This window comes from Streptomyces doebereineriae, from assembly GCF_031845645.1.
In the GTDB taxonomy this organism is placed as follows: domain Bacteria; phylum Actinomycetota; class Actinomycetes; order Streptomycetales; family Streptomycetaceae; genus Streptomyces; species Streptomyces canus.
On record NZ_JAVREZ010000549.1, the window covers coordinates 1 to 397 of the forward strand.

1 pseudogene is annotated in these 397 nt (G+C 69.0%); it reads right to left on the reverse strand.

The features are described from left to right. A pseudogene (locus tag RNB18_RS53205) lies at positions 1 to 195 on the reverse strand (hypothetical protein); the annotation flags it as partial. Positions 196 to 397: the final 202 nt, after the last annotated feature.

The window sequence follows — 397 nt, forward strand, 5'->3', positions numbered from 1 at the left end:
GTCCGGAGGCGGGGGACGCCGCGCCGGGCGGGGCGCGGCGTCGCCGCCGGTGAGGGGTGCGGGAGGCGCACGGACCTCCCGCTGAGCAGCTCCGGAGGAGGGTAGGGAGCCCTCCCGTAGGGGCTCCTCCCGTACGGATTCCTCCAACGCTGAGTTCTCCCGCACGGAGTTCTCCGGTGCGGAGTTCTCCCGCATGGAGTCCTCCCGTACTGACGTAGTTCAGTGCGGAGTCCCCCTTACGGAGCCCTCGGTACTGAGCCTCAGACCTCCAGCTCCGCCTCGATCTTCTTCAGCTGGTGGCGGGCCATCGCCAGGTTCGCCCGGCTCGAGTCCAGCACCAGGTAGAGGAAGAGGCCGTTGCTGCCACGGGTCTTGAGCAGCCGGATCAGGTGGTACT